This is a genomic window from Roseovarius halophilus (ex Wu et al. 2025) (genome assembly GCF_047086965.1).
Window position 1 is genome coordinate 1 of record NZ_JBKOTX010000335.1, and the last position, 3,774, is coordinate 3,774.

The window sequence follows — 3,774 nt, forward strand, 5'->3', positions numbered from 1 at the left end:
CAGCCATCCTGAGCCCGGGGGGCGAGTCTCAGGAGAAACCGCCCTCAAACCACGGAAGACGGGAAAACGTCCTTACAAACAGACTTCTTCAGCGACCTGTTAAGCGCGGTGGCGCTTATGCCGTAGACATAGCGCAGCACCACGATCCCGACCTGGATCAGCACCATCGCCAGCGCCAGCCGGCGCACGGCCCGCTGAATTCGCCCGCGTCCAGCGCGCCCGATTGCAGCGCCTGGAACGTGGCCGGGCCGCTCATCGCCTTCATGGCCATGCCGATCTCGGCACACATCTCGCTGGCCAGACCGGTCGGGCGGTATCTCGTGCCCCTGAGGTCGTCGACCGACGTGATCTGGTCGCGGCACCGGCCGAACCATTGCGGCCCCGAGTTGCTGCAAAGGAACGGCTTGATGCCGAACCGACCGTCCTCTGCTCATACAGCGCATGGCCGCCGCCATCAACCATCCCGCCCACCTGTTCATCGGCGCGCAGGCCGAAGGGCTGCGAACCGAAAAGCACGATGCCCTTGGATGTCGAGCCCCGGTAGGCCGGCACCGCATGGTAAAGATGCGCCACGCCTTCCGACACCGCGTCGCCCCCCCTTGCCCGGCACGATCTCGCCCGCGGCATGCAGTTTCACCTCGAGCCGCGCGACCGAAAGCGTGGTGATCCGGTCGGCCAGCGTCGTCGCCGCCGTGCCGATGGCACCGGCCTAGATGTGAAGTCTCATTAGGTTGTTCACCTGAAGCGGGGTTAAGCTGCAATCGCCAAACTACTCCCAACGACCCCGAAAGATGAACAACCCGAATCAGAATACCCGTCTCACCGCGATCATGGCGCGTCCGCCAGCAGCGCGCGGGTCCGCGGGCAGGGCGTACCGTCGTGGAACGCGTCGATGATCCGGCCGAAAACAGGCCCGCCGCCTGCCGCGTCGAAAAGCGTCGCGCAGGACCGCATCTTGAGCGCGTCCACCGGCCCGAGGATCGCCTCGGGCGCCGTGCCGGCATGGGCCAGCATGGCCCGCGAAATCTCGGTCAGCCGCGGGCCCAGCACGCGGTGCGCCAGGTAGGCGCGCGCCTCGCACAGGTCCGCGATACCGAAATACGTCGCGGTGGGCGACCGGCCCAGCCCGCGCAATTGCGGCAGGACGAACCAAATCCAGTGCGTCGCCTTGCGCCCGGCGCGGATCTCTTCCTGCGGGGCGGGCCAGACGCCCGCCTGCGCCTTTGTGAACCTTTCCAGATCGGATCGGGACGCCCCCGCCATGTCCATCCTTTCATCTTGCCCCGAAATACTCCGGGGGGATCGTTGAAATCCGACGGATTTCAACGTGGGGGGCAGCGCCCCCCGCCCGGCCCCTCACACCGGTATCCCCGGCAGGTTGAGCCCGTGCTCCCGCGCGCAGTCGCGGGCAATGTCATATCCCGCATCGGCGTGGCGCATCACGCCGGTGGCCGGATCGTTCCACAGCACGTTGGCGATCCGGCGGTCAGCGTCCGCGGTGCCGTCGCAGCATATCACCATGCCGGAATGCTGGCTGAACCCCATGCCGACCCCGCCACCATGATGCAGCGACACCCATGTCGCACCGCTGGCGGTGTTCAGCAGCGCGTTCAGCAGGGGCCAGTCGGACACGGCATCCGATCCGTCCTTCATCGCCTCCGTCTCGCGGTTGGGGCTGGCCACCGACCCGCTGTCCAGATGGTCGCGCCCGATCACGACGGGCGCCTTCAGCTCGCCGGTGCGAACCATCTCGTTGAAGGCCAGCCCGGCCTTGTGCCGCTCGCCCAGGCCGATCCAGCAGATCCGCGCGGGCAGCCCCTGGAAGGAAATCCGCTCGCGCGCCATGTCGAGCCAGCGATGCAGGTCCGCGTGATCGGGGAAAAGCTCCTTCATCTTGGCATCGGTGCGGTAGATGTCCTCCGGGTCGCCCGACAGCGCGCACCAGCGGAACGGGCCGACGCCGCGGCAGAACAGCGGGCGGATATAGGCGGGCACGAAGCCGGGAAAGGCAAAGGCGTTTTCCAGCCCCTCCTCCAGCGCCACCTGCCGTATGTTGTTCCCGTAATCCAGCGTCGGTACCCCGGCGTTCCAGAAATCGACCATCGCCTGGACATGCACCCGCATCGAGGCGCGGGCGGCCGCCTCCACTGCCTTGGGGTCGCTTTCCTGCTTCGCACGCCATTCGGCCACGCTCCAGCCCTGCGGCAGGTAGCCGTGGACAGGGTCATGCGCGCTGGTCTGGTCGGTGACGATGTCCGGGTGCACGCCGCGCTCGACCAGTTCCGGGAAGACATCGGCCGCATTGCCGATGAGCGCCACGGATTTCGCCTCGCCCGCCTTGGTCCAGCGGTCGATCATGTCCAGCGCCTCGTCCAGCGAGCGGGTGATCTCGTCGACGTAGCGCGTGCGCTTGCGGAACTCGGCGCGGCTCTCGTCGCATTCCACGGCCAGGCAGCAGGCCCCGGCGAACACGGCGGCCAGCGGCTGCGCCCCGCCCATGCCGCCCAATCCCCCCGTCAGGATCCAGCGCCCCCGCAGGTTGCCGTCGTAGTGCTGGCGCCCGGCCTCGGCGAAGGTCTCGTAAGTGCCCTGCACGATGCCCTGCGACCCGATATAGATCCACGATCCGGCCGTCATCTGGCCGTACATCATCAGGCCCTTCTTATCCAGCTCGCTGAAATGCTCCCAAGTGGCCCAGTGCGGCACGAGGTTGGAATTGGCGATCAGGACGCGCGGCGCGTCGCGGTGGGTGCGGAACACGCCCACCGGCTTGCCCGACTGCACCAGCAGCGTCTGGTCGTCGTCCAGCCCCTTCAGCGTGTCCACGATGCGGTCGAAATCCTCCCACGTGCGCGCCGCGCGCCCGATGCCGCCATAGACCACCAGCTCGTGCGGGTTCTCGGCCACGTCGGGGTGCAGGTTGTTCATCATCATGCGCATCGGCGCCTCGGTCACCCAGTGCTTGGCACTGATCTCGGCGCCGGTGTCGGGGTAGATGTCGCGGGTATTGTGGCGCGGGTTGGTCATGTCGCGTCTCCTTTCATGCGGCCAGCAGGTGGCCGGCGATGATGTTGCGTTGAATTTCGGAGGACCCTTCGTGGATGCGCATGCTCCGCAGGTCGCGGGTGATACGCTCGATCGGGAAATCGCGGGTGTAGCCATAGCCGCCGTCGATCTGCGGCGCCGTGTCGGCCACCATGTCCGCGGCCTCGCCGGCCTTCGGCTTGGCCATCGCCGCCGCGTCGGAAAAACCGCCTGCCCAGCCCGCGCCGGCGCGCGGCCTGCAACGCCAGCGCCATGTCGGCCAGCATCCAGCGGATGCCCTGTTTGGCGGCGATGAGCCCCGATTCCGTGGCGCGGCAATGCGCCGTCAGCGCCGAGGCGGTCGAGCCGCAGCCGCCCGCCACGATCTTGACCGCGCGCAACTGCGCCGCCGCCGAGATGCCCGACCCACCCATTTCCTCGGGCAGGTTCGCGCCCGGCATCCCGGCGTCGGCCAGCACGCACAGCTGGTCATGAACGAAGCCGGCGGTTTCGTCGACCTCGGCCGCTTTCGGGGCGATGCGTCTCCTGACGATCCGCTCCGGCAGGTCGCAGAACAGCCGTTCCTCTTCGGTCAGCATGTGGAAAAGACCGCTCATGCCACCAGCGCCTCGCACCTCGAGGGCGCCAGCGTGGCCGCGTCCACGCCGCAAAGCGCCTCCAGCACGGCGCCCGCCTCGGCGCCGAGGATGATCCGGTCAGCGGGGCGGCTGAGCTCGGCGCCGCGGGTAT

5 protein-coding genes and 1 pseudogene are annotated in these 3,774 nt (G+C 68.0%); 1 reads left to right on the top strand and 5 read right to left on the bottom strand.

The genetic code is table 11. From position 1 onward, the window contains the following. Positions 1 to 157 precede the first annotated feature (157 nt). The 4 genes from ACH107_RS30835 to ACH107_RS30850 all read right to left on the bottom strand — a co-directional run bounded on the left by ACH107_RS30835 (position 158) and on the right by ACH107_RS30850 (position 3,232). A complete protein-coding gene (locus ACH107_RS30835; protein ID WP_412509500.1) occupies positions 158 to 409 on the bottom strand; it encodes a hypothetical protein in 252 nt (83 codons plus the stop codon). 419 nt (positions 410 to 828) lie between these two features. Continuing rightward, a complete protein-coding gene (locus tag ACH107_RS30840) occupies positions 829 to 1,263 on the bottom strand; it encodes a DUF1810 domain-containing protein (RefSeq protein WP_412509496.1) in 435 nt (144 codons plus the stop codon). Positions 1,264 to 1,356: 93 nt separating this feature from the next. Next, complete coding sequence (hutU, locus tag ACH107_RS30845; protein WP_412509497.1) at positions 1,357 to 3,027, bottom strand: urocanate hydratase; 1,671 nt, start codon at positions 3,025 to 3,027, stop codon at positions 1,357 to 1,359. Positions 3,028 to 3,040: 13 nt separating this feature from the next. Continuing rightward, complete coding sequence (locus tag ACH107_RS30850) at positions 3,041 to 3,232, bottom strand: acyl-CoA dehydrogenase family protein (RefSeq protein ID WP_412509498.1); 192 nt, start codon at positions 3,230 to 3,232, stop codon at positions 3,041 to 3,043. A 65-nt stretch (positions 3,233 to 3,297) separates the two neighbouring features. Between ACH107_RS30850 and ACH107_RS30855 the strand changes: the two genes are divergently transcribed. Beyond that, positions 3,298 to 3,519 carry a hypothetical protein gene (locus tag ACH107_RS30855; protein ID WP_412509499.1) on the top strand — a complete coding sequence of 74 codons (222 nt, stop codon included), beginning with the start codon at positions 3,298 to 3,300 and terminating at the stop codon, positions 3,517 to 3,519. Here the strand turns inward: ACH107_RS30855 and ACH107_RS30860 are convergent. Beyond that, a pseudogene (locus ACH107_RS30860) lies at positions 3,414 to 3,641 on the bottom strand (acyl-CoA dehydrogenase family protein); the annotation flags it as partial. The gene ACH107_RS30855 and the pseudogene ACH107_RS30860 sit on opposite strands and share 106 nt — an antisense overlap. Positions 3,642 to 3,774 lie beyond the last annotated feature (133 nt).